This is a genomic window from Thermofilum adornatum, assembly GCF_000446015.1.
GTDB lineage: Archaea > Thermoproteota > Thermoprotei > Thermofilales > Thermofilaceae > Thermofilum > Thermofilum adornatum.
Map to the genome: position 1 here is coordinate 672,541 of NC_022093.1, position 21,658 is coordinate 694,198.

Here is a 21,658-nt window from a genome sequence, read left to right on the forward strand (position 1 = left end):
TTTTTTTAAATATTGGTTTTTGAATTATTCTTTCAGGCGTGAAACATGTCGAGCAAGAAGAAGCTTAGTATAGCAAGGCTTGAGAAGGGAGGAAAGCGGTACGAGATATTTGTGGATGTTGAAAAAGCCTGGAAATACAAGAACGGTGAACATATCAATATTAAAGAAATAATAGAGGGAGAATTCATCTATTACGATGCAAATAGGGGCCTTAAAGCTTCAGAGGCAGAGCTGAAGAAAATCTTTGGAACAGAGGACATATATGCTATTGCCGAGACTATCCTAAAGAACGGTGAACTGCTTCTTACAACTGAGCAGAGACGGGAACTAATTGAGCAGAAAAAGAGACAGATCATCGAGGCTATTTCCCGTAACGCTGTCGACCCTAGGACAAACGCACCTATCCCCGTCAAAAGGATAGAGCTAGCACTTGAGGAGGCACGGGTAAATATAGATCCATTCAAACCCGTCGAGCAACAGCTCCCCGACGTCGTTAAGGCCCTAAGAATGATACTACCAATGAAGATGATGCGCGCCATAATGGCTGTTCATATTCCAGCAGCCTACGTGGGTAAAACCTACAGCACCATTGGCAAAATGGGCAAGGTTCTACGTGAGAACTATCTTAGCGACGGCTCGCTACAGCTGGAAATAGAGATACCCGCAGGGATGCAGACAACTCTAATAGAGAGAGTCGCCTCTCTGACAAAAGGAAACGGCGAAGTAAAACTACTTAAAACAGAAAGCGTATAGGTGTCACTATGCCGATATATGTTAAGGATAGACAAATAGTGGTGCCAGGAGAAGCAATTGGTGAACAGGGAAAAATAAAGATAGAGGGACACGTCTTCAGGATTGGGAAAAAATACTATTCAAAGGTGCTAGGAGTCGTAACAATAAACGAGGACGCAAAGGTTCTTAGAGTAATACCCCTGAAGGGAAAATATTTCCCTGTCGAGGGTCACACAGTTATAGGAAAAATCATTGACGTTGGCTTCACTAGCTGGGACGTTGACATAAATTCTCCATACACAGCTGTCTTGCCTGTTTCCGAGGTTACAAGCAAGCCTGTAACAATCTCTAGGACAGACCTCTCCAAGATACTTGACGTTGGAGACCTGATACTGGCGAAAATAGTCTCGTTTGATTTAAACAAGGACCCTGTGCTCACAATTAAGGAGTCTAAGCTTGGCAAGATACCACGTGGCGTCCTCGTCGAGATACCTCCACAGAAAATACCGAGAATAATCGGGAAAAAAGGCTCAATGATCTCAATGATAAAAGAAATGCTCGGCGTCGAGCTCATAGTTGGTCAGAACGGTAGAATAGTTATAGTTGGAGAAGACCCATACAAGGTTGAACTAGCCGTGTTAACAATCAGAAAAATCGAGTCAGAGGCTCATACCACTGGATTAACAGATCGTATTAAGAAGTTTATAGAAGAGAGGTTGAGAACATGAAGAAGACTCCACCAGAAAGACTAATAGATGAAAATGGAAGAAGAATCGATGGGCGACTCCCAGACGAGATGCGGCCGCTACGCATAGAGGCCGGGGTGCTCAAGAACGCAGACGGCTCGGCATACGTAGAGCTAGGCAACAACAAGGTCATAGCCGCGGCATATGGCCCAAGAGAAGTCGTGCCAAGGCACGAGGCACTGCCTGACCGCGCGGTTTTCAGATGCAGATATACTATGTTGCCGTTCTCGGTGGACGAAAGGAAGAGTCCTCAGCCGTCTAGACGCGAAGTGGAGCTTTCAAAAGTTATTAGAGAGGCCCTTGCTCCGGCGATTTTCCTCCAGGAGTACCCGAGAACAGCAATCGAGGTCTACATAAACATTATTCAGGCAGACGGCGGAACAAGAACAGCAAGCATAATAGCTGGGGCGGTGGCACTTGCAGACGCAGGCATCTCGATGAGAGACCTCGTAGCCGCCATAGCCGTCGGGAAAATAGGAGATATACTAGTCCTAGACATAAACGGCATAGAAGACCAGTTCGGAGACGGAGACATGCCGATAGCCATGATGCCGAGCAGGGGAGAAATAACACTTCTCCAAGCAGACGGAGTATATACGCCCCAACAAATAGAGGAAGCAATCAAGCTCGCACAAAAGGCAATCCAAAAGATATATGCCGAGCAGGTGCGAGCATTAAAATCAAAGTATGAAGCGATAAAAGAGAGTGAGTAAAATGTCTGAGGAAAGGATATATCTACCCTCCATAAAGCGGGACGTTATACTTGCCTCACTAGCAAAGGGCGAGAGACTAGACGGGAGAAAATTCGACCAGTACCGCGAAATAAGGCTGGAAAAAGGCATAGTGGGCAAAGCCGAGGGCTCCGCCAGGGTATACATAGGATCCACACAGGTTATCGCCGGTGTAAAACTATCTATAGGCAACCCCTTCCCTGACACGCCAAATGAAGGAGTCCAAATAGTAAACGCCGAGCTATCACCCCTAGCGTCCCCGCTCTTCGAGTGGGGGCCCCCAGGCGAAGAAGATATCGAGCTTGCAAGAGTCATAGACAGAGGCCTTCGAAGCGCCCGCACCGTAGACCTCTCCAAACTTGTAATAATACCGGGCACGAAGGTCTGGACTCTCTACATTGACATATACCCCTTAGACCACGACGGAAACATCATAGATGCGGCGGGCCTCGCTGCCCTCCTTGCACTCCTAGACACAAAGGTCCCAAAAACCACAGTAGACAATGGAAAGATAACTGTCTTAGAAGAAAAAGACCCGCTACCCGTAACCAATCTTGTAATCTATGTAACCGTCGCAAAGATAGACGAATACCTTATCCTCGACCCTACACTCGAAGAAGAACTTGCAGCCGACGCAAAAATCACCTTCGGAGTAACGGAGAAAGGAGAAATATGCGCAATACAGAAGAGCGGCGAGGGATCCTTCAAGCCAGAAGAAGTCCTCAAGGCAAGAGACCTAGCGATAAATGCCTCGAAGCAACTTTTTGAAGCCGTCAAGAAAACTGTAGGCCTCGCAGACACGCCTAAGCAAGCTCAGCAAGCGTAGCACTACCGCTAAATTTATATTAATGATGACCTTCTCTCCCCAAGGTGTAAATTATGGGTAAACACACGAAAGTCGTCGGGCCAGCTGGACGCTTTGGCGCAAGGTACGGAGCCACACTCCGTAAAAAAGTCGCAGCAATAGAGAGAAAAATGAAGGGCAAACACAGGTGCCCAAGGTGCCAAGCAGTCGGCACGGTTAGGCGACTCAGCGTCGGCATCTGGTACTGCGAAAAATGCGGCTACAAATTCGCTGGCGGGGCCTGGCTGCCAAAGACAGAAGCTGGAAAAACATTCACACCAGAAGAACTAAAACAAATGGGACTCTAGCGACTTTTTCGCTAGACAGGCCACTTCTCTCGGGGACAGCTCCCTAACCCTTTTCTCTTCTGAAATATTACAATTTTCGAGAAGCTCCCTCGTCGCTCTCCTGTCCACTTGCAGGCCAAATTCAAGCGCCCTGGCTATCTTCCTGTTTATGTAGGGAAAAACCCTCTTAGTAAACTCCTCAACAACCCTCACCTCTTTGAGGTCCCTGTCCCGCCTAGGCACAAGCCTCAAAAAAGACGTGTAAACCTTGGGCCTAGGATAGAAAGAGTAGGGGGAAACATCAAACAGCCTCTCGGCATCATAACACAGCCGTGCTATAACACTGAGCCTGCCATAGTTCCTCGACCCCTCACTAGCGAGAACACGGTCAGCAACCTCCTTCTGAACCCCCAGAAAAGCCTCTTCCAGACCAAGGTCATAACACAGCCTAACAATCAGAACAGACGACAGGTTAAACGGAGTGTTCGACACTGCAACATGCCTCGACAAACTATTCTCAAAACACGTAGCATCACAAAGCATAAGATCCACATTGCCGACACCCCGCCTCTCCAGCTCACGCTTCAAAAGCCCCAGAAAAACCCTGTCAACTTCACAGCCATAGATATACTCCGCTTTTCTGGCCATATAGAGAGTCAAACTGCCCAAGCCACTCCCAACCTCAAAGACAACCCTGTCCTCTACCAGAGACGCAACCCTCTCAGCGACCAAATCATCAACCAAAAAATGCTGGCCAAGACGCTTCCTCACCCCAACAAGACCCGCCAATCCATACACATACTCCCTAAGCATACCACGCGCCACAAGAGCCCCAGACCATCATTTTATAAACAACAATCAGAACCACCTATAAAAAACGTTAACGCGAACAAAAAGAAAAACCTCATAATACATGGAACCACAATGAGGCTACCCCTCTCCACAAGAATCATCCAACCTCATTCCCTTTCATAAAACATTTTTCTAAAACTATATTGATTGTATTTTTAAAGAGAATTTTTCAGAGTATGAGCTGAATGCTAATGAAGACTTATTGGTTTATGTCAGCAACTCTTTAGCTGTCAATGTAGACAAAACTAATTCTTGTCTCAATTGAAGCACCAAACATCTGAGATAAAAGGTGGTCTAGGCGAATGGGTTCCCTTTTTCCGGGTTTTATGTATTCGGTAACTTTCTCTTGAGTTTGGCCGCTCGAGCCCGCAACTGTGTGGGCGTGTGACCAGCGGCAATCGTCTAGGGCCCCTTGGGCAACATGCATCCCCTCGGGGCCGCGTGTACACGCCGAGCACGTGGGATGACCCCCAGCTAGAGTATGCTCGGCGTGGGTAGGGGGGACGCAGATGGCTAGGGGTGGGCCCGCAGAGGGCCGGGTAGCCTAAAGCATGCAGCCCGTCCGCCAAAAAACGAGTCTTTTTTCTGGCCCCTTTCCATTTTTTCTTCTTTCCCCTTTTCCCCGATCCGCCCCCACCCTCATATGGGTGGCGCCCCCAAAACAGGGGGCGGCTTCGACGCCCGAACCGTGTATGGGGGACCCTGCACGGCTCTGGGCAATGAGGGTCGCGCCTCGCCACGGGAGACCCTGACAGGCGCGGCTAGGGGAAGGGGGAAAGGGGCCAGCTACTGAATGCCTTGCCTTCACTATACACGGCAGTCCAAAAACACTCATAGACCCACACATGTGCCCGTCCCGCCGGCCCCTGGGGCCTAGCCGGATCCATGCCTCCGCGCCCTCACAGGGCGCCCCCGGATCCCAGGCTCCGGGGTGAGCAGGCATGGATATGGCTACAGGCCCCGAGGGAAGGCGGACGGGCCCCACCGACCTACTAGCAGAACTATACAGTAGAACACAGCTAGCGCAAAGCCAGCTAGGCAACCTGTTCAGCGGGCAGAAAAAATACTTCTACAAGACATCAGAAGCCATAGTTGACATATTCGACCTCCCACTAGACAAGGCAGACACATTGCGAGACTTTGCTGAGAAAGCCGTCAACCTGCTGGACAAGGCATACCCACAAGCAGAGGCAAAGCTACAGAAACTATTGAAAGCCCTAGAAAGCAACAACGTCAAAGTCGAGCTAGGACCATGTGCTAAGAAGACGCTTCACGTCACGCCAGAAGGGGAAAAATGGTATGTCAGTGCTCATATGGTAGAGGATAAGAGATGGCTAATAAGCCTACCAATCTACAGGGTAAGCGCCGACGCCGAGTTCCCAGACATACTCAACGTATCCGACCAAGACCTCTACTACCTACAGGCAGGATGGCGGGCAAGCGACGAATCCTATGAAGGAGACAAACCTAAGATGGGGACAACACAGCAATGGCAAGTATTCGCGTGGACAGCAGTGAGATACGGCTACTTAAGGGTTTATTTAAAAAACCTGAACTTTAACAAGAGTGGACCGACAATTCATTGGGTGTTAACTGCAAAGAGCTGGAACCAGCAGTGGCCCACGCGTGAAGGAAAGAAACAGGCACAGCAAGTAGCAAAACGGCATCCACTAGGCTTGCTGGCTTGGTACCTCGGCGACGGTAGGAGACACAAACACGACCTCTTATATGCAGTTGGAGACGACGAGGAATATAAGCCTAAAAACCTTATCCCAGAAATACTCCAAGCTGCGTACTATACAGGCTACGGAAAACTGCTAGACCTCCTAGAAAGCGAAAAATGGATAACACTGAAAAAGATTAAACCTAGAAAGCAACCAATATACGCAACACTCCTAGGACACACTTTCTGGCTTGTATATTTTTACAAAGAATTGAGTGCAAGAACACTATTCAAAGACCTCGGCGAAGCAGAAAAGCTGACAAAAGTCCTGGCAGACGTAGGCCTACAGGCAAAAGTGCGCACGTGGCAGTATCAGGGACGTGGTCCGTACTATTTTGTCGAATTAGATCAAACATCCGTCCTAAGACTAGCCGAAAACAATCAAGAATGGCGCTATGCACTCAATCAGATAGCACAAAAATACAGAAAACAGCTCTAAAGGCTACCTAGGCTCGCGGAAAACCCACCCCTCTACACGAAAAATTTAATATCCCTCAAAACTTTCTTATTTTTGATTATAGGCCTCGGTGGTGTAGCCTTTGGAAGCACGCCGGCCTGTGGAGCCGGTGGTCCCGGGTTCGAATCCCGGCCGAGGCCCTTCTGCTTCTATATTAAATGTCCTTGGGAATCAATCATCTAATCTAGCTATTTTTCTGATTGTTTTCATTTCTGGAGTTGTAGCGCCTATTTTATTGTTGGAACTCTCTTGCGTGTATGAGAGGTAGAATGGCGCCGGGGCCGGGATTTGAACCCGGGCACCCTTTTGGGGTAGTGGATCTCGAGTGTGGCTTTTGGGGTGTCCACCGCCTTGGTCCGCTCGGCCACCCCGGCTAAGAAATAATGGTTGCAAGTAGATATTAATTTTACTGGGGCGTAACGTAAAAATACTTGTTTCTCGGCATTTGTTCCTGGGATGATGACTCTTAGTGGTGCGAGTTGTGAGCGTGTGAGCAGCCACTGACTGCTGTAGATTTATTTATATGTGTGTGATGGATTGTTTGCGTGGTTGTGATATGTCGAAGTGGAGGCTGAGGTGTGAGAAGTGCTCGTCTGAAAGGGTACTGGACCTTGGTTTTAATCTTTATGAGTTTAAGAAGGTTTATCTGTATTGTCCAAGGTGCCAGGAGAATACTCCCCATGTTGTTCTAGGCGTGGAGGCTCCCGAGGCTGTGCAGGCCTAGTGTAGGCCCCTTACCTTTTTAGTTTTACGAGTGTGACTCCTTCGAGTTTTTCGGCTATGTCTTCTGCTTGGGTAGTTATGATTGCTTGTCTGAGTCCTAGGCTGGGGAGAATGTTTTTCAGGAAGGATATCTTGATCTGTGTGTCTACGTTGGGTAGTGGCTCGTCTAGTATGACGAAGCCGACTTTCTTGTTTGTGAGCATGCTTATTCCGAGTGCCAGAGCCAGGAAAATTATTGTTTTTTGTCCGTCGCTCATACGGGAGGTGAACGGGAGCCAGTTTCCAGAGGTTTTTGCCTCTATAACGTAGGTGCTGTACTTTTTCTGGGGTTGCCTGTCCTCTGCTTTTGGGGGCGTCCTGATGCGTACTCTAACTTCTTCTATGTCAGTGTATGGATACATGGTTTTCACAAGCTTGTTCATTGTGTTGTTGAGTTCATGGATCTTGTTTTTTCTGAGCTCCGAGTGGACGTTTATTAGGATACCCTTTATCCTTGAGATGTTTTGTGCCATGCGGGCTATGCGTTCACGTTCTAGTCTGAGTTCTTCCAATTTATCCATTGTTCTTTTTATTTCCTCTGACTTCTCTTCGAGAAAACTTAGCCTTTGCGTTTTCTCATTTATCCGGCTATCCAGTTCCCTGATTTTTTCCTCGAGCTCTCTGTATTTTTCCCAGTATGGTTTGAGCTCGGATAAATTGGCTTGAAGCTTGGATAAATTTGACTTTATCTCGTATGCCTGGTTTACGAGGGGTATCTTTGCATATTCTTTTCGAAGCCTTGAAAGCTCGTTCCTGGCCTGTTTAAGCTCTACCTCTATATCTTCGAGAGCTGCCTTAGCCTTCTGGAACTCCATGTTCTCTGTCTCCAGCTCTTCCTCGATTTGCTGTTTCTGGTCTAACATTTCATGATAGGTGTCATATCTGTCCTGTAGAGAAATAATAACCAAGTTGTATGTCCTGAGGTCCTCGAGGGCGGATTTAAGTTCTTTTATTCTTTCTTCCAGCTGTCTTATTTTTTCCTCTATGTCCCGCATCTTCTTTGAGCCTTGGGACACGTCTAGCTTGGCCTTTTCAAGGAACTCCGACGTTACCTTGGAGCCGCATACTGGACAGTCTGCCTCGCCGTTCTTTGCAACCTTCTCGGCAACGTGTCTCTTCAAGACAAGTGCATAGCGTTCCATCTGGCTTGCCCTCTGAAGTTCATCGAGTTCCCTAGAAAGCTCCTGTATTTTCTGGTGAAGCTCCTTTTCGTCTCCATACTTGTTTTTTAGCTCTTCAACTATTCTTTCGGCTTTCTCGTAGTTATCCACGTCCCTCTCAAAGTTGACAAGGTTTTCCTCTATGGCTCTAAGCCTGCCATGGAGCTCCTTAAGGTGGGCCTCTTGCTCCTTTAGTGCTTCATATTTCTCGTAGTATATGTTTGTAAGCTCCGAATAAGCGGCCTCGAGTTCTCCAAAAACATTTTCCAGGTTTTTGCCTCCTATCTCTATGTTCTCTATTTTTTTTCTCGTGGAATCGGGTACCTGGAGCTTTTCAGCTGTACTTAGTAATTTTTCCTGAACCTGTATTAGAGCCTCTGTTATTTCTTCCATGCTTAGAACTCCTTTCTTTAGCTGTTCTTCTAGAACCTTTAAAGCCCCTTCTCCACCCTTAATCTGTTGTTCTATTTGTTGATACTTCTCTGCGTAGGGTTCGAGCTTCTTTTTCTCGTTTTCAAGCTTTTCCTTTTCTGCCTTAAGACCCTCGAGCTCCTTCTTTACAACTGTATACTCTTCTTGGCCACTTGTCTCGTAGGTCTCTCCGCCGAATAGTTCCCGAATGCTCTCTATCTGTGAATCTATCTCGTTGAGCTTGTTTTCGAAGAGTTTTATTGAGAGGGAACTTGCAAGCTCCTTGACAGACTCTATCCCCAGCAATCGATCTATGACATTGCTCCTAGCTGACGGGCCACCATAGGCGAGCAGGAAAAGCGAGACATAGCTCACAGCGACGCTCCTAGAGAACTCGAAGAAGTCTAGTCCGGTGAGTTCCTCGACAAGACCCTTTATCGCTTCGGCTCCCTGGATTGTTTCACCGCTTGGCAACACAAGTGTGGCTTTTTCTTTTCCACTCTTCGTTATTATACGTTCAAACTTATAGAGACCTTCCCCTTCAGCCTCGACCAGCAGTGAAACCCTTGCCGTTTCCGATGAATCATTTACTAGATCCCGCCTGGTGTAAAGCTTCTTGTCGATGTTGGCGTCTGTCCCGTAGAGGGCATACTCGATGGCGGAGATGATGCTACTCTTTCCGGATCCGACTGGTCCAGAGATAACCGTTAAGCCTTCATTTATCTTGATCTTGAAGGGATCCCTAAAGACTCTGAATCCTTCAACTTCAAGCTCCCTCAAGAGAAGCGTCATACTGTTCCACCAGGGATTCAAGCAGCTCTTTTACACCTTTTCTACCCCTCGACTTATATTCCTCAAGTATCTTCAGGGCTAGGTCCCTTGCTTCGGGATCCCCGCTCAGCTCTTTCTCGAAAATCTCCCGCAACATGTTTTCTATGCTTTTCCCAATGTGTTTCTCTTCAGACGTAGCGCTCACCTCTTCCTCTCCCTGGAGAGAATCCTAAGCCAAGGATTATCCTGTATAAAGCTTGGAAGACCAGACAAATCTTCTGTCTTCGGGGACTCGGGGACCTCCTCTTCTACTCTTTTCGCCTCTATGCTGTATGTTTCCTCCTCTACGTGTGGAGCCTCTACAGTCCTTTTCTCGACCCGCCGCTCCTCGGGAACCTTTACTGGACGTGCAGGTAACTCCTCCCTAACGGGACCTTCCCGTGCTTCCACGGGTTGCTTCGGGCCACGCCTGGGCGCAGAAAAAATCTCTAGAACGCCTTCCTCGCTAACCACTAGGAGGCCAGCCTGATAAACCTCTTTAAAATGGTTCTTCAGCTCTCTTAGACCCGTAAGCTTAAGCCACGCCCTGCGGTCAATCACTATATAGACCCTGTCGTAGGGTGCCTTGTAACAGACACGGCCAGCCGCAAGTATCTTGTCTTCGACCTTGCCGGCTCCCTCTACAACAATAAAGCCATACCTTAGGCCAGACGAGTCCTCGGCGACGAGGTCAAAGTCGCCGGCCGGCTCCTCCACTATCTTTAATCCTTGCTCTTCAACAAGATAGCCTGATAGCAGACCTAGTATTTTCCGCTTTTGGAGCCCTCCACTATACATTTTTCCTAAAAAAGAGACACATAACTAATATATAAACACACAACAGGTGCCGCGTCCTAGTAGTGAACCCCTCTCTTGTACCATCCCTCACGGGTCTTCCAGTTCCATTCTACCTCGTCTGGAACAGCTATACCGTACACAATGGTCCCTTTCCACACCGAGTAAAGCGGGTCTGACACAAGCCTAACATTGCTCTCAATGCCCAGCTTCTTCAACTCATAGGCAACCTTCTGGGCGCTATCGACAGCCACATCCTCAAGCCCCTTCGGAACCCTCCAGGCAAAGTTGCCACCGCTGAGAATAATGTCCCTGTAAAGCTCGGGCTGTAGCTCTATGCTTGTCCTAGACACAGAGTGCACAATGGCCTGCGATAGCGGCATTGTTCCCCTTATCCTCTCGCCTCCAATAACAGTGTCACGGGGCCTGGGCATTCCACGCTTATAGTAGCTCTCAAACATCTCGTGCTCCGGATTGAAGATAGCCTCCCCTATGAGGAACCTCGCCCAGCCCATGTTCCCGAGATCCACCTGTATAGTGGTCCCCGGAACACTGAAGACAGTTCTAAACCTTTCGGGCTCTTTCCTGGCCTTCTCCACTGCCTGGCTGAGATCCCTGGGGATTAGGCCCACAGCCTCTTTAAACTGTCTCACAAATTTTTCCTCGTGAGCCCTATCCTCGTAGCCAAGATCCCTAAGTATCTCGGCGGCAATTGCGTCCGCTTCGGCTCCTCCCCTGTTAAGCGCGACGATTGCATTCCTTATGGGATACATCGAGATAGGCGTTATCTGTGTGTTCCCATGTCCAGACTCTATAACAACACATGTGACAGTTTTCTCTGCAATGGCTACCGCAAGAGGCTGGGGAATAATTGTGACTGCCTTGACCAGCTTTTCCTCGGCGTCGATCTTTGCATGAATATCGAATATCCTCTCATACATGTAGTCTGGGGCAATTGCTGACAAGGCCGCCGTCACATAGAAGCCCTCAAAGTCCTTGCTCTTTGGACGAGTAGCCTCGAAGCCATACCTCGTAATCTCTAGAAGGACCCTCCAAGCTCTCTCGTCGTCCTTGTCAACTATACCGTCACGCATGGGATAAACCAGGTAACGTCCAACATCATCGATGCTACCCAGGTACCTAGAGAGCTCTGGACCAACAACAACATCCTTCCTCACGCCGAAGATATCCAGCAGGAGCTTCGACTCGCCGATAAGAAACAAGCCCCTGTTATCTATGACTAGAGGCTTCTCGGCTATGGGACCAAACTTGAACTGGCTTGTCCCGTAGTCCTCTCCATACACGTACTTCTTCTTGTACTCGCTTATCGACAAGACCTACACCCACAAAACAAGACCAATCAACATAAATAAACACTATGCTTTTAACGGCGCCAACGAGAAGAGTCGAAAACCTTTTAGATACTGAATATCCCTACACAACACATGCCAAGAAAAATAGAGATAACGATTGAGAAGTTCGGGAAACAGCTAGCAGTACTCGAACTAAAAGAGGCACAGATACCCCTTTCCTTTAGCAATCTATCCCAACTAACCAGGCTCGTAACCGTGGTAAAAAAGGCCGGACCACTCCTCCTCATAAACATCCAGTTACCAATGAGCCCCGAGGGCTCAATTGCCTCGGGCTACAAGACAGGCGAAGTACTCACGGTTCCCTCTTCTAAGTCACTGGCAATAGTCACACAGGACAAGGACTCGTTACCCCTAGAGGTATACAAGGCTGGGACAGTAAAGGACGGGCTGGAAAACCTCCTAAAACTGGAAGACGGATCCATAGTCACGCTCAAGGCCAGAATCATAGCCGAAGAAGAGCAAACTGTTTAAAAGCCAAGCCGCACACTATAGACCGTGTCTAGCGGTGAAAACGAGGCAAAAATAGAGAGAGCAATAAAAGTCAAAGTGGAGACACTCGGTGACTTGGCGAGACTAGCAAGTAGCGCAACCACGCTTGGACACATGGTCTACATCATACACTACGAGGAAAACTCTAAACACTACTACGGGGTATTCATTGTTTTTCGGGACTACTACAAGATGTATGGCCTCCCCATGTTCTACTACTATGAGACCGAAAAGCCCCTAAACGGGAACTACATCCTATTCAAGATGGACGACTCGGGCGAACAACTAGAGGTAGCCAAGGGCACTAAGCCCGGCTACATTACGATACCAATAGTAAACTTCTCGAAGAAGCCAGAGATACTATAAAAGAAAAACAGCAAAAGACGACGCTATAATCTCTTTACTGTTTTTTCTCGAGCAGTATCTCGATGGTGCTGATGGTCCTCTTCTTGTCTCCTTCGCCGACAGTCTCGCTGCCAATCTTTATGCTACTAACGTCGACTTCGCCCTTGAGGAACCTGCTCCTGACGATCTCTGCAACGTCGACAGCCCTGCTGATTGCTCTTCCCCTTGCCTTTATGAGAACCTTCTTGGCGCCCTGGTTGAACTGTATGACGGCTGCTAGGACGTAGTTCATTACGCTCTTGTTTCCTACTAGTACGCTTCCTTCTGTCACGGACATTTTGTTCACCTTTTCGGCAACGTGTTTAACGACGTATCATTAATAAAGGTATCGCATGGGAAAACTAGCCCAGCGACGGCTTCAAGTCCAAGTCGTAGCCGTATCTACGCACGATTCTTTCAAGCTTTCTCCTGGGCTTCCCGGCGAGATAATTAAACTCGTCGACCGGCACCCTGATTGTTACAACTGCATCAGCATCGTTGATGGTTATCTCGTAGCCACTGTCTCCAATAATCTTGAAGAGCGCCCTCTCCAAGGCATTCTTCATCTTGTAGTTCTCGACGCTTATCTTTTCGGAGTGGCGCTTGATCGGGACCACAAAGGTTCTCTCACCAAACACGTATAGCTCGTACTCTGGGTCCCCCGACAAGAAGTCCCTAACGACGACCACCGGCCTTGCCAAATCCTCCTCCTTCAAGCCGTAAGGAATCTTGACCGTTGTCTCAAGCGAGTAGACCTTCTCGACACGTCCATGCTTAACATAGATAACAGTGTCAATAATCGACGGAATCATTCCTAGCTCCACCCTCCCGATAAACCTCTGGACAGCGTCTATAGGCGAAGTAGCATGTACAACCCCAACCATACCCACGCCTGCAAGCCTCAGATCCGCGTAGAGCTCAAAGTCCTTCGTGTCACGCATCTCGTCGAAAAACGTGTAGTCGGGCCTGCTCAGCAACAGGACGTCGTGTATCTCCTCGGATGTGGCGTAGTTCCTGGAATACTGCGTAATGTCGGCTGGCAGGTGCATGTCCCTCGGAGACTCAATCGTCTTGACAACTTTGCCCTTCCTGTAGTAGTACTCCGCCAAGGCCTGGGCAAAAGTGGTCTTACCCATGCCCGGCGCGCCCGCAATAAGTATACCCTCGGCTTGCTTCTCTAACCTCTCCAAAAGCTTCTTAGGCAGATTGTAGTCTTCCAGCCGCAACCTGGCGACCGGCCTTGTAACAGTTATCTCTATGCCGTCTGAGAAGGGCGGCTTAGTTATAACCACACGATAAAGATCAAGCTGTGCAATGACGACGCCTACACCCTCATACTCGATAAACGACGTGCTAGTGTTAGTCCTAACCATCTCAAAGATCTGCCTCACGTAGTCCTCCAGCTCCTCTCTCGTTAACGGCTCCTCACGCAGACTGACAAAGCTCCACTGGCCAGGCACCCCCCTCTTCGCGTACGGCTTGGCCCCCTCCTTCAAATGTATACTCATAACGTCGGGCCCAAAAAACTTCTCCAAGAAGAACTCCTTCTCCCCCCTAGGGGGCAACACCCAAACATCTATACCCATAGACCTGGCAACGGTTGCGGACAGCTCGTCACACGTCACAAGAACCCCGTCGACCTCCAGGGCCACAAGCCTCGACACGACGTCTGGACTCAGGTCCCGCTGGCCCCTAACAGAGCCCGGCAACTCGTAGACATACTCCAGCTCGACAACCTCTGGCATAGTCTCGACTGCCTCCCTTAACAAGCTAAGCTCACGGACCCCACTATACCCAATACTGCTACCCTTACGGGCCTGCTCTTCAAAGTAGTTCAGCAAGTACGCTGGAACAACGACTTTGCCAGACACCTTCCCATCTAGTATGTACTCTCGAAACACGCCGCTAAGTATCGCAGACGTGTCGGGGACGTATATCTTCCCTTCAGACATCACTCTATACCCTGCCAACAACAAACAACAACCCCTTTTAAACATTATGAACACAGAGAATAACATATATTGCGTGGGAATTTTCCGAAGCTAACAATTCATCGAAGCCCTAAAATATGACATCATATGACATAATTCTCTACAACTCCAAAAGACTAACCTAACAAGGTTCAAAAAAACCTAGTCACTCCACATATTGGATAATGATAAACCTCTTTCTGAATATATTACAAAAATATTAAATCCCCTTTTTACAAGCTATCATATGCGTACTCAAAGCGCGCTTACATGGCTAGCCTCAATCAGCCAGATCAAACCAGTATGGAACCAGGTCTACGTGTTCTATTAGGAAGGTGGCTGGAATGAGTAAGGCGTGGATAGTTGCAAAGAAAGAGATAAAAGACAACATAAAGAGCAAGAGATATTGGGCGCTTGTAGCCATCCTAGTACTTTTTGGCATAGCCCTCTCCACCTATCTAACTGTATCAATCACGATTGGAGAGAGACAGGAAAGACTCTTCACAAGTTTCTGGAGTAGCTTTGTCGGTTCCCTCTCCTTCATACTACCAATAATTGGAATATCCCTTGGCTTTAGCTCGATATCCGGGGAAAGAGAGAGGGGCACAATAAGACTCTTACTTGCTAGGCCAATATACAGAGACGACTTACTCAACGGAAAGCTTATCGCAGGGGCACTACTAATATTATTGGCACTCTTTGTCTCCTATTCCTTGATCATACCCTCAGCCATCCTGCTTAGAGGCGTGAACCTGACCACGACTGATGTCGCAAAGCTACTTCTCCTAGTAGTCCCAGCAGAGCTTATAGCCCTCGTGTATCTCTCGATATCTCTCTTCTTCTCGACAGTCTCCAACAGGTCGGGAACCTCGCTTGTCCTCTCAATCATAGCCTGGATACTCTTCCACATCATTATGCCCCTACTAGCCTGCTTGGCCGCCGTAATGATACTAGGACCACCACCAGCCCTACCAACACAGACAAGCGGAGTCCCACAAATCCCTCCACAGGCAAAAGACTATTACCAAAAATTCACAATCATCGTTGGCACCATTCTCTCCATTGTTCCGGATCAGCACTTCTCGACGCTTGCTTCAGCCATATATGGACGACAAGAATCCCAAGAAATCTATGTCCCCGAAATACTTACAAACGCATGGGTCTCCTTACTGGTTCTAACAGGATACATCATAATATTCCTAGCCCTCTCATACACAGTCTTCGTAAAAAGACAGGAAAACAAATAACTAAAACATGTTAACAGCCTTTTTCATTTTTGCCGCAATTCTAGACCTCTTTCGTAGCGAGCTTCCCAACCTTTTTCTCTCGATCTGAAAATCTTCCCTCAGAAAGTTGCAGAACAATAAGTAACGATATAACTTGTAGCAAAAATACTTTGAACCCAGAGCCTAACTAACGTCTACCTATAGCTCTGTCAACAGCTTCAAACCATGCTTCTGAAATCTAGGGTAGTGTCGAAGGTCACGCGTCAACAATGGCAGACCCAGAGATATAGCAGTTGCAGCAATAACCACATCAGCCTGGGGAACCTTATAGCCCTCCTTAGATAACGCTACATCAAGCTCAAGAGCCTTCATTAGTATGTTTTGATCAAGAAAGACAACACTAAAGAGCTTCTCGATAACATTTTTCTCCCTTTCAACACTCTTGCCTAGATACGCATAGCCATATAAGTACTCGTATAGTGCTACAAACGGAACTAAAGCTATTCTGCTTGAAAGCTTCATAAATAGCTCTTCGTCTCCATTCTCTAACACATCTATGAGAATACTCGTATCCACAACTATCTTCTCAGCCAAGCGCTCTCCTCCCTCAGCCTCCCCCTAACCTCTGCTAGTACGCGCTTCTCCTCCTCGGACAAATCCTTATTCTTCACGTATTCAAGCACCTCCATGGCCATGGCACGATTAGCCAGCTCTACAGCCATGCGTATAGCATCCTCAAAAGTGGAACAGTTTGTCCTCTGCTTAAACTCACTCAACAAAACATATGTTTCCTCAGACACAGCTACAGTCCTAACCTTCCTGCGCACAACAATATAGCACTACATCAATATATTAATATTGCGTCTCAAACTTGCTTGATCCCCGCAAAACAACGAATCCTCGTGGTAAATACTTAGCCGTGCTATAACCTTTTACATAATACCTATAGTGGCTCATCTTTGACCTTGATAGTTGCTAGACCCACGAGGAAAAAGGCTATAGAAGCCGAGAGAGCCATAAGCAAGGACGAGTGAAAACCCTGTGCTTCGCTTACAAAAACGGGAAAAGCAGACACCAGGAATAGCCCGATGACAAACAGGAGACCAATAATCTGTGCCCCTGCATAGCCCTCCCGGAGAGTCTCATTGGTCCACACGGCTGGACTTCTAGGAAGACCCCTAGCGGCGAGAAAAGAGAAAGCCACGCTAGACCCGATAGCCCCCAATAAAAAGATGATAATTCCTGTAACCGCTATACTCGGTTCCCCAAAAACATATCCAAGAGTCGCTATAATAGCCATTGTTGGAAGTGAAAAAACAAGACATGTCGCCGCCTTCCGCCTAGCCAGCCAGCCCCTAGTCACAGGTAGAACATATAGTAGAAGCGAGCCCTCCCCCTCAGCCACATAGAAGTAGCCCGCACCCGCACCGGCGAACCCCGCCATAAACAGGCTAAGTGACGGGATTATCAGTGCAGTCTTGGATCCCCTCATGAAAGAGAATATAATCATTAACGGGACCACGTTCATGTAGTATACTATATATGCGAGCATCCTGGGATTCCTAGCCAGAAGCTTCAAATCCTTCAACAAAGGCTCAAAAAAACCCGACCGCAGATGCAGTCTCCCGCCAGCCTGAGGCACATGCATAGAAGAAAGCCCCGAGCCAGCCAACCGCCAAAGCCGAGACGCCCCATACCAAAAAACCGTTGCCCCGGCAACGACGAAAATGACTGAGGAAAGGATAGCAGGACCCAAGCCCAATACAGCTCCCCCAAAGGAAAACGGGGCAACACGTCCAAAACCTCCCTGGGCAAACTAGCCCCTGGAAAAAGCTGGGGTACAATCTGCAGGATACCGGCCAAGCTCAAAAAGACAAACCACACAGCCGTCTGGACCCCTCTCAAAAACAAGCTCCTCGTATACTTCCCCCCAAGGGACCCCGCAATATAGCCAATGCCAAAAGCCAACAAGAGAACCGAGAAAGCCTCCACCAGGCCCCAGAAAATCAGGCCCCACATCTTGAAATACAGCGAGACCACTATGACCCCCGGAATCACCAGAAACGGCACCGAGGCGCCGCCAAGATACACCCCCACCAGGAGAAGGGCAATCCTAAGGTCCCACTCGTCCACCGGCATAAAAGAAATGGGCTTCAAAAGGTCTTCGCTAAGAATAGTATTTGTAGCCGCAGTCACGGCGAAGGCGCCAAAAAAGAGCCCGAGAAGGCCGAGAGCCCCCATAAGCAAGGGGAGCGCACCTATATCAGACAAAAACATTACAGAAGACACTACAGACAAAAAACTCATAAACAGGATGCCCACGGCCATAGACCCAGAGAAAAACCCTCCAAGAAAATACTTTCTCCCAGATACCCCAGACCCAAACTTCCTAGATGCACGGTAAGCAGTCTCCCTAACAAGAACCCTGGACAGCTCCCTCCAGCCCATCAGAACCCCCACAGCAACCTAATCATCTCCTTAACCTCGTCGCTGAGGCCAGTAGCCCTAAGAAAAACTGACTCCAGGTCGGGCGCCGAAAGCCTCTCCTTTAGCTCCTTCGGGGACCCCGCTCCCACAACCCTCCCCCTACTCAAAATAACAACATTGTCAGCTACAGCCTCGGCAATCTCGAGAATATGAGTAGAAAACACGACGGTCCTCCCCTCACTTGCAAGCTTCCTCAAAAGCTCCTTGAGAATCCTCCCAGACTCCGGGTCGAGACCATTAAAAGGCTCATCCAAAATGAGCACCGCAGGCTCGTGGAGAAGGGCCAAAATCAGCGAAAGCTTCCTCTTGTTCCCCAAGCTCAGCTCCCCACAAAGCTTCCCCACCTGGTCCCCAAGCTTAAAAAGCCTCACAAGACGCTCAATCCTCTCCCTCAAAAACCCGTTGGGAATCCCATATATCGAGCTAACAAACGAGAACAGCTCACCAGGAGTCAAACTCTCATAAAGAACAACCTCCTCCGGACAATACCCAACGATCCGCCTAGCAGAAACCGGATCCCGCACAGGGTCAACGCCACCAACCACAACACGCCCAGAATCAGGTCTCACGAGGCCGAGAGCCATCTTCATAAGCGTACTCTTACCCGACCCATTAGGACCCAGCAACGCGTGGACAACACCCGGCCTAAACTCCACGGAAACACCGTCCAAAACAACATTGCCCCCAAACCTTTTGGACACACCCTGATAAATCAGCATACCATATCACTATATAACTAAAACTTCGACTTTATAAACCTATTTATAAATCCCAGCGTCAAACTACAGCAACTCGCCTGAAATGCCAGCTAAACATTGAAGCAAGCTCTAGAAAAACATATATGCATGTGTTACAAAAAATACATGTATGGCAATCATTACCGTAAGGATCCCCGAAGAACTAAAAAAGAAAATGCGCGAAATAGACATAAACTGGAGCGAATACATCAGATCCGCCATAGAGAAAAGAATAGAAGAAGAAAAAAGAAAAAACATAGCCAAAGCAGTCCTACTAAACGAGAAACTCAGAAAAAAATCCAAGGGCGAACCACCCGCCGAAGAGATCATACGAACATTCAGGGAAAGCCGCTATGGAGACAGTGGTAATTGACGCAAGCGTAGCAGTCAAGTGGTTCGTAGAAGAACACGGCACACAAAAAGCACTAGAACTAAGAGACCGCTACATAGATGGAGAACTAAAACTTATAGCCCCCCAACTATTCCCATATGAAGTACTAAACGTCCTGCGCTACAAACACCTCTTCACAATAGACGAGCTAAAAACAATAGGCGAAGCCCTCGAGGCCTATTCCATAGACCTATATCCACTAGTCGGGAAACTCCGTGACACAACAATCCAAACAGCACACGAAAACAACATAACAATCTACGACGCCTCATACATTGCACTAGCCATAATCAAAAACACAACACTTTACACCGCAGACAAAAAACTAAAAAACAAACTCACGCCCCAACTTAGACAACTAGTCAAAACACTAGACGAAATCTAACACAAACCCCCTCCCAACCCCTAAGCAAAACATTTTTGAGATAGCGCCTCCCTTTAAGCCTTCTCCTTGGAAACCCTCCTCAGCTAACGAGAAAACCTCGACCCTTCTAAGACTCCCTAAAACTTCTCAATCCTACCGAGCCTGCTCCCCTTGTCTCTGAGACCCTCCACTCTCGCCTCCCCCGACTCCTCCAGAAGGCTTCTCAGAGCCAGAAGACAATTTTTCAAGGTGCTCCAGTATGCGACCGCGCGCGCAGATTCTACTTCACCGTCAACTTCGCCTGAGCCCACGCCCCAGCAGCAACCAGGGAAGGAATATTGTTTTCTCCCAAGGCTTCCACTTAAAAACCTCGACAATGGGGGACTAAAACTCAAATATTTTTAATGAACGTGATGGGAGAAAAGCCTCGCATATGCTACCAAGAGGTATTTCTCGCATCACCCTAAACTCTTGATTTAAGAGTTTCTACTGGGAATATAAGCAGGCCAGAAACATTAATGTTGAAAAAATATGAGTGAAAATATACCACCCCTAGAAGGCATAAAAGTTGCCGAGCTAGCCATAAAGCTACGCAAATACTTTGACACGGTTTATGGCGCCCACATCTTCCTCTCTATAGGTACTGTGATAGCATCGTACTGGATGATAATCTTTGCTACAGCTACTGTCTTCAACCTCTTCGAGTCGCTAACCTTTTGGCTTGGGGCTCTAATCTTAATGTGGGTCCTTATACCCTTCTCTATGCGGCTCGTTCCCTATCCTTCACCTATAAAAACAGCCTCTATTGTGAAAAAGCTTTCCGCCTGGGTTCTGCCATTTATCATACTATACACAGCTAGCATTTCATTAATCCTTTCCAAAGATCCTCTATTAACCGATATGGGAAAAACCCTCAACATGGGTGGCGCTGGGTGGTACCTGGCCGTCACACTAGACCTGCTTTTAAACCACTTTGTCTGGGAGAAGCAAGCATATAATAAAGGACAAATTCTAGCAAAACCCTTCCTGATCGCAGGAGTCTTTATGCTGGCAACATCTCCGGCAGTCTACTATTTTGGACACCTATATATTGGCGCGGGAAACATCTTGGCCGTCGGGCTAACGCTTCTCGGCTACGGGATTGCCGCCTTTATCTCTATACGTAAAGCCTACAGGTGGCTCCAAGGTGCATAAGACCAATGACGTGGCTTACCTGCTCAGAAACTTAAACAGCGAACTCTTCAACTCGAAACGCTTCATGATAGTTTCGCTACTCTACATATTTGGAAAAATGAAGCTCTCAGAGCTAAGGAAAATACTCGACCTGTCATGGGGAGACCTAGACACCCACATAAAGAAACTAGTTGAACAAGGCTACGTAGAGCTCTGGAAAGAGCCAGGCGAGAAAAAAGTACTGGAGACAGTTGCCTACCTAACCGAAAAGGGTAGGCAAGAGTACGAGAAACTATACGACGTCCTTAGGGCTATCTCATCCCAGATAGAGACAAAATAATATTTCTTTGTTTTTTGTACGGAACATGCCCTGCGGAGCGCGCACTACTTCCCCGTCGAGGCCCTACCAGAACAACTCCAAGCAGTCTCCCGACTACTCCCACAGACATATGCGATGAGAATAGCGAGGCTGGCGCTCCTACAAGGCCTCGGGCTCAGCAGCCTCTGGCAAGACTTCGCAGCCTTAACACTCTCCGCCTTAATCCTGTTCCCCCTAGGAGTATCTCTATACAGGTACTCCATCGACCTAGTACGGGTAAAGACACTAGTCGAATAAACCCATACAGGCAGGCCAGCGCGCCCAATACAACCTAGCCCTATAAAAACAGCCCACAGCCTCGGTGCATAGAAACTTCAGAACGCAACACTCCCTTAGAAATACCGTTACATACCGTTCCGTAACGGTAAATTTACA

29 protein-coding genes and 2 tRNA genes are annotated in these 21,658 nt (G+C 48.1%); 18 read left to right on the top strand and 13 right to left on the bottom strand.

Going from position 1 to position 21,658, the window contains the following annotated elements:
• Window positions 1–45: 45 nt before the first annotated feature.
• Genes N186_RS03730 through N186_RS03750 form a run of 5 tightly spaced genes read left to right on the top strand, consistent with a single transcriptional unit; the run spans window position 46 to window position 3,361 of the window.
• The gene (locus N186_RS03730) at window positions 46–753 is read left to right on the top strand and encodes a ribosome assembly factor SBDS (protein WP_020962437.1); all 708 of its coding nucleotides are present in this window, start codon (window positions 46–48) and stop codon (window positions 751–753) included.
• An 8-nt stretch (window positions 754–761) separates the two neighbouring features.
• A complete protein-coding gene (rrp4, locus tag N186_RS03735; RefSeq protein WP_020962438.1) occupies window positions 762–1,460 on the top strand; it encodes an exosome complex RNA-binding protein Rrp4 in 699 nt (232 codons plus the stop codon).
• Window positions 1,457–2,191: an exosome complex exonuclease Rrp41 gene (gene rrp41, locus N186_RS03740; protein ID WP_020962439.1), complete on the top strand. Its 735-nt coding sequence runs from the start codon at window positions 1,457–1,459 to the stop codon at window positions 2,189–2,191. Before rrp4 ends, rrp41 begins: the two co-directional genes overlap by 4 nt.
• A gap of 1 nt (window position 2,192) precedes the next feature.
• Entirely contained in the window at window positions 2,193–3,035 is an 843-nt protein-coding gene (gene rrp42 / locus N186_RS03745; RefSeq protein ID WP_020962440.1) for an exosome complex protein Rrp42, read from the top strand.
• Window positions 3,036–3,088: 53 nt separating this feature from the next.
• Complete coding sequence (locus N186_RS03750) at window positions 3,089–3,361, top strand: 50S ribosomal protein L37ae (RefSeq protein ID WP_020962441.1); 273 nt, start codon at window positions 3,089–3,091, stop codon at window positions 3,359–3,361.
• Here the strand turns inward: N186_RS03750 and rsmA are convergent.
• Window positions 3,341–4,153 (bottom strand): 16S rRNA (adenine(1518)-N(6)/adenine(1519)-N(6))-dimethyltransferase RsmA, encoded by an 813-nt coding sequence (gene rsmA, locus N186_RS03755; RefSeq protein ID WP_020962442.1) that lies wholly within the window; start codon window positions 4,151–4,153, stop codon window positions 3,341–3,343. The two genes, N186_RS03750 and rsmA, sit on opposite strands and share 21 nt — an antisense overlap.
• 682 nt (window positions 4,154–4,835) lie before the next feature.
• Between rsmA and N186_RS09685 the strand changes: the two genes are divergently transcribed.
• The 3 genes from N186_RS09685 to N186_RS03770 all read left to right on the top strand — a co-directional run bounded on the left by N186_RS09685 (window position 4,836) and on the right by N186_RS03770 (window position 6,512).
• Entirely contained in the window at window positions 4,836–4,985 is a 150-nt protein-coding gene (locus N186_RS09685) for a hypothetical protein (RefSeq protein WP_187147055.1), read from the top strand.
• 148 nt (window positions 4,986–5,133) lie between these two features.
• Window positions 5,134–6,354 carry a hypothetical protein gene (locus N186_RS03765; protein ID WP_148682032.1) on the top strand — a complete coding sequence of 407 codons (1,221 nt, stop codon included), beginning with the start codon at window positions 5,134–5,136 and terminating at the stop codon, window positions 6,352–6,354.
• An 82-nt stretch (window positions 6,355–6,436) separates the two neighbouring features.
• A tRNA-His gene (locus N186_RS03770) sits at window positions 6,437–6,512 on the top strand.
• A 130-nt stretch (window positions 6,513–6,642) separates the two neighbouring features.
• Here N186_RS03770 and N186_RS03775 read toward each other — a convergent pair.
• Window positions 6,643–6,746 (bottom strand) — tRNA-Ser (locus tag N186_RS03775).
• A 182-nt stretch (window positions 6,747–6,928) separates the two neighbouring features.
• On the opposite strand from N186_RS03775, the gene N186_RS09690 reads away from it, so the two are divergent.
• Window positions 6,929–7,096: a hypothetical protein gene (locus tag N186_RS09690; protein ID WP_020962444.1), complete on the top strand. Its 168-nt coding sequence runs from the start codon at window positions 6,929–6,931 to the stop codon at window positions 7,094–7,096.
• 10 nt (window positions 7,097–7,106) lie between these two features.
• Here the strand turns inward: N186_RS09690 and N186_RS03780 are convergent, their stop codons facing one another.
• From N186_RS03780 to N186_RS03795, 4 genes are read right to left on the bottom strand one after another with little or no spacing between them, the layout of a single operon-like run.
• On the bottom strand, window positions 7,107–9,497 hold the full coding sequence (locus N186_RS03780) for an AAA family ATPase (protein WP_020962445.1): 2,391 nt from the start codon (window positions 9,495–9,497) through the stop codon (window positions 7,107–7,109).
• On the bottom strand, window positions 9,472–9,681 hold the full coding sequence (locus N186_RS03785; protein ID WP_020962446.1) for a hypothetical protein: 210 nt from the start codon (window positions 9,679–9,681) through the stop codon (window positions 9,472–9,474). Before N186_RS03785 ends, N186_RS03780 begins: the two co-directional genes overlap by 26 nt.
• Window positions 9,678–10,313, bottom strand: a complete 636-nt coding sequence (locus N186_RS03790; RefSeq protein ID WP_020962447.1) for a hypothetical protein — start codon at window positions 10,311–10,313, stop codon at window positions 9,678–9,680. Before N186_RS03790 ends, N186_RS03785 begins: the two co-directional genes overlap by 4 nt.
• Before the next feature lie 56 nt (window positions 10,314–10,369).
• Window positions 10,370–11,644 (bottom strand): crenactin, encoded by a 1,275-nt coding sequence (locus N186_RS03795; protein ID WP_020962448.1) that lies wholly within the window; start codon window positions 11,642–11,644, stop codon window positions 10,370–10,372.
• 111 nt (window positions 11,645–11,755) lie between these two features.
• Here N186_RS03795 and N186_RS03800 point away from each other — a divergent pair, with 111 nt between their 5' ends.
• Window positions 11,756–12,154, top strand: coding sequence for a hypothetical protein (locus N186_RS03800; RefSeq protein WP_020962449.1), 399 nt, complete (start codon window positions 11,756–11,758; stop codon window positions 12,152–12,154).
• 24 nt (window positions 12,155–12,178) lie between these two features.
• Window positions 12,179–12,538 carry a hypothetical protein gene (locus tag N186_RS03805; protein ID WP_020962450.1) on the top strand — a complete coding sequence of 120 codons (360 nt, stop codon included), beginning with the start codon at window positions 12,179–12,181 and terminating at the stop codon, window positions 12,536–12,538.
• Between the two features lie 34 nt (window positions 12,539–12,572).
• Here the strand turns inward: N186_RS03805 and albA are convergent, their stop codons facing one another.
• On the bottom strand, window positions 12,573–12,854 hold the full coding sequence (albA, locus tag N186_RS03810; RefSeq protein ID WP_052885645.1) for a DNA-binding protein Alba: 282 nt from the start codon (window positions 12,852–12,854) through the stop codon (window positions 12,573–12,575).
• A gap of 64 nt (window positions 12,855–12,918) precedes the next feature.
• Entirely contained in the window at window positions 12,919–14,508 is a 1,590-nt protein-coding gene (locus N186_RS03815) for a PINc/VapC family ATPase (protein WP_020962452.1), read from the bottom strand.
• Between the two features lie 362 nt (window positions 14,509–14,870).
• Here N186_RS03815 and N186_RS03820 point away from each other — a divergent pair, with 362 nt between their 5' ends.
• Window positions 14,871–15,773, top strand: coding sequence for an ABC transporter permease (locus tag N186_RS03820; RefSeq protein ID WP_020962453.1), 903 nt, complete (start codon window positions 14,871–14,873; stop codon window positions 15,771–15,773).
• Window positions 15,774–15,950: 177 nt separating this feature from the next.
• Here the strand turns inward: N186_RS03820 and N186_RS03825 are convergent, their stop codons facing one another.
• The 3 genes from N186_RS03825 to N186_RS03835 form a co-directional block, all read right to left on the bottom strand.
• Complete coding sequence (locus N186_RS03825; protein WP_020962455.1) at window positions 15,951–16,346, bottom strand: type II toxin-antitoxin system VapC family toxin; 396 nt, start codon at window positions 16,344–16,346, stop codon at window positions 15,951–15,953.
• Complete coding sequence (locus N186_RS03830) at window positions 16,331–16,579, bottom strand: hypothetical protein (RefSeq protein WP_020962456.1); 249 nt, start codon at window positions 16,577–16,579, stop codon at window positions 16,331–16,333. The genes N186_RS03825 and N186_RS03830 overlap by 16 nt, the downstream gene beginning before the upstream one ends.
• Before the next feature lie 116 nt (window positions 16,580–16,695).
• Window positions 16,696–17,508, bottom strand: a complete 813-nt coding sequence (locus N186_RS03835) for a hypothetical protein (RefSeq protein WP_187147056.1) — start codon at window positions 17,506–17,508, stop codon at window positions 16,696–16,698.
• 198 nt (window positions 17,509–17,706) lie between these two features.
• On the opposite strand from N186_RS03835, the gene N186_RS03845 reads away from it, so the two are divergent.
• A complete protein-coding gene (locus N186_RS03845; RefSeq protein WP_020962459.1) occupies window positions 17,707–18,156 on the top strand; it encodes a hypothetical protein in 450 nt (149 codons plus the stop codon).
• Window positions 18,157–18,199: 43 nt separating this feature from the next.
• On the opposite strand, the gene N186_RS03850 is transcribed toward N186_RS03845, so the two are convergent.
• Window positions 18,200–18,958 carry an ABC transporter ATP-binding protein gene (locus N186_RS03850; protein ID WP_020962460.1) on the bottom strand — a complete coding sequence of 253 codons (759 nt, stop codon included), beginning with the start codon at window positions 18,956–18,958 and terminating at the stop codon, window positions 18,200–18,202.
• A gap of 148 nt (window positions 18,959–19,106) precedes the next feature.
• On the opposite strand from N186_RS03850, the gene N186_RS09470 reads away from it, so the two are divergent.
• Together N186_RS09470 and N186_RS03855 are read left to right on the top strand one after the other, a co-directional pair.
• Complete coding sequence (locus N186_RS09470) at window positions 19,107–19,349, top strand: pseudouridine-5'-phosphate glycosidase (RefSeq protein ID WP_148682035.1); 243 nt, start codon at window positions 19,107–19,109, stop codon at window positions 19,347–19,349.
• The gene (locus tag N186_RS03855; protein WP_020962461.1) at window positions 19,330–19,752 is read left to right on the top strand and encodes a type II toxin-antitoxin system VapC family toxin; all 423 of its coding nucleotides are present in this window, start codon (window positions 19,330–19,332) and stop codon (window positions 19,750–19,752) included. The genes N186_RS09470 and N186_RS03855 overlap by 20 nt, the downstream gene beginning before the upstream one ends.
• A 116-nt stretch (window positions 19,753–19,868) precedes the next feature.
• On the opposite strand, the gene N186_RS09695 is transcribed toward N186_RS03855, so the two are convergent.
• Window positions 19,869–20,042, bottom strand: coding sequence for a hypothetical protein (locus tag N186_RS09695; protein WP_020962462.1), 174 nt, complete (start codon window positions 20,040–20,042; stop codon window positions 19,869–19,871).
• 220 nt (window positions 20,043–20,262) lie between these two features.
• On the opposite strand from N186_RS09695, the gene N186_RS03860 reads away from it, so the two are divergent.
• From N186_RS03860 to N186_RS09700, 3 genes are all read left to right on the top strand, one after another.
• Entirely contained in the window at window positions 20,263–20,925 is a 663-nt protein-coding gene (locus N186_RS03860) for a hypothetical protein (protein WP_020962463.1), read from the top strand.
• On the top strand, window positions 20,918–21,244 hold the full coding sequence (locus N186_RS03865; protein WP_020962464.1) for a MarR family winged helix-turn-helix transcriptional regulator: 327 nt from the start codon (window positions 20,918–20,920) through the stop codon (window positions 21,242–21,244). The genes N186_RS03860 and N186_RS03865 overlap by 8 nt, the downstream gene beginning before the upstream one ends.
• A 114-nt stretch (window positions 21,245–21,358) precedes the next feature.
• Window positions 21,359–21,520 carry a hypothetical protein gene (locus N186_RS09700; protein ID WP_020962465.1) on the top strand — a complete coding sequence of 54 codons (162 nt, stop codon included), beginning with the start codon at window positions 21,359–21,361 and terminating at the stop codon, window positions 21,518–21,520.
• Window positions 21,521–21,658: the final 138 nt, after the last annotated feature.

Bases quoted from the DNA above. Each gene is read 5' to 3' on its own strand.
- N186_RS03850 (WP_020962460.1), bottom strand. From the start codon at position 18,958: ATGCTGATTTATCAGGGTGTGTCCAAAAGGTTTGGGGGCAATGTTGTT.
- albA (WP_052885645.1), bottom strand. From the start codon at position 12,854: ATGTCCGTGACAGAAGGAAGCGTACTAGTAGGAAACAAGAGCGTAATG.
- N186_RS03790 (WP_020962447.1), bottom strand. From the start codon at position 10,313: ATGTATAGTGGAGGGCTCCAAAAGCGGAAAATACTAGGTCTGCTATCA.
- N186_RS03820 (WP_020962453.1), top strand. From the start codon at position 14,871: ATGAGTAAGGCGTGGATAGTTGCAAAGAAAGAGATAAAAGACAACATA.
- N186_RS03855 (WP_020962461.1), top strand. From the start codon at position 19,330: ATGGAGACAGTGGTAATTGACGCAAGCGTAGCAGTCAAGTGGTTCGTA.
- N186_RS03730 (WP_020962437.1), top strand. From the start codon at position 46: ATGTCGAGCAAGAAGAAGCTTAGTATAGCAAGGCTTGAGAAGGGAGGA.
- N186_RS09690 (WP_020962444.1), top strand. From the start codon at position 6,929: ATGTCGAAGTGGAGGCTGAGGTGTGAGAAGTGCTCGTCTGAAAGGGTA.
- N186_RS03780 (WP_020962445.1), bottom strand. From the start codon at position 9,497: ATGACGCTTCTCTTGAGGGAGCTTGAAGTTGAAGGATTCAGAGTCTTT.
- rrp41 (WP_020962439.1), top strand. From the start codon at position 1,457: ATGAAGAAGACTCCACCAGAAAGACTAATAGATGAAAATGGAAGAAGA.
- N186_RS03765 (WP_148682032.1), top strand. From the start codon at position 5,134: ATGGATATGGCTACAGGCCCCGAGGGAAGGCGGACGGGCCCCACCGAC.
- rsmA (WP_020962442.1), bottom strand. From the start codon at position 4,153: ATGCTTAGGGAGTATGTGTATGGATTGGCGGGTCTTGTTGGGGTGAGG.
- N186_RS09700 (WP_020962465.1), top strand. From the start codon at position 21,359: ATGAGAATAGCGAGGCTGGCGCTCCTACAAGGCCTCGGGCTCAGCAGC.
- N186_RS09685 (WP_187147055.1), top strand. From the start codon at position 4,836: ATGGGTGGCGCCCCCAAAACAGGGGGCGGCTTCGACGCCCGAACCGTG.
- rrp4 (WP_020962438.1), top strand. From the start codon at position 762: ATGCCGATATATGTTAAGGATAGACAAATAGTGGTGCCAGGAGAAGCA.
- N186_RS03815 (WP_020962452.1), bottom strand. From the start codon at position 14,508: ATGTCTGAAGGGAAGATATACGTCCCCGACACGTCTGCGATACTTAGC.
- N186_RS03860 (WP_020962463.1), top strand. From the start codon at position 20,263: ATGAGTGAAAATATACCACCCCTAGAAGGCATAAAAGTTGCCGAGCTA.
- N186_RS09470 (WP_148682035.1), top strand. From the start codon at position 19,107: ATGGCAATCATTACCGTAAGGATCCCCGAAGAACTAAAAAAGAAAATG.
- N186_RS03845 (WP_020962459.1), top strand. From the start codon at position 17,707: ATGCCAAAAGCCAACAAGAGAACCGAGAAAGCCTCCACCAGGCCCCAG.
- rrp42 (WP_020962440.1), top strand. From the start codon at position 2,193: ATGTCTGAGGAAAGGATATATCTACCCTCCATAAAGCGGGACGTTATA.
- N186_RS03750 (WP_020962441.1), top strand. From the start codon at position 3,089: ATGGGTAAACACACGAAAGTCGTCGGGCCAGCTGGACGCTTTGGCGCA.
- N186_RS03800 (WP_020962449.1), top strand. From the start codon at position 11,756: ATGCCAAGAAAAATAGAGATAACGATTGAGAAGTTCGGGAAACAGCTA.